Origin of the sequence: Paraburkholderia sp. SIMBA_027, assembly GCF_046535315.1 — a bacterium.
Taxonomy (GTDB): Bacteria; Pseudomonadota; Gammaproteobacteria; order Burkholderiales; family Burkholderiaceae; genus Paraburkholderia; species Paraburkholderia tropica.
In genome coordinates, this window is the sequence record NZ_JAWRWY010000268.1 from 1 (window position 1) to 325 (window position 325).

The 325-nt window shown below is 51.4% G+C and carries 1 protein-coding gene and 1 rRNA gene; one reads left to right on the forward strand and one right to left on the reverse strand.

All coding sequences use genetic code 11. The annotated features are described in order from the left end of the window. The coding region (locus SB764_RS39050) for a hypothetical protein (RefSeq protein ID WP_410866619.1) at positions 1 to 190 on the reverse strand (190 nt) is incomplete at its 3' end. Between the two features lie 13 nt (positions 191 to 203). On the opposite strand from SB764_RS39050, the gene SB764_RS39055 reads away from it, so the two are divergent. Beyond that, positions 204 to 325 (forward strand): 23S ribosomal RNA (locus SB764_RS39055); the annotation flags it as partial.

The following is a 325-nucleotide window of genomic DNA, read 5'->3' on the forward strand; positions in this document are numbered from 1 at the left end:
CCTGACCGCGCGGTCCCGGATTTAATCTCGAGAAGCTGGTCTTAAAGATGAGATTGCAAGTGAACTGCTCGGCGTAGTTCCAATAAAGCAGTCTTATCGAACACGTCGATGGCATCTGAATGGCCGGGTTGTAAAAGGTAACCCGGTCTGTTGGCGTTTCTTCGGAAGCGTCCAGCGAGATGATGAGCATTGGCAATGAGAACGATTAAGTGTCGTAAGGGCATTTGGTGGATGCCTTGGCATGCACAGGCGAAGAAGGACGTGATACGCTGCGAAAAGCCGTGGGGAGCTGCGAATAAGCTTTGATCCATGGATCTCCGAATGG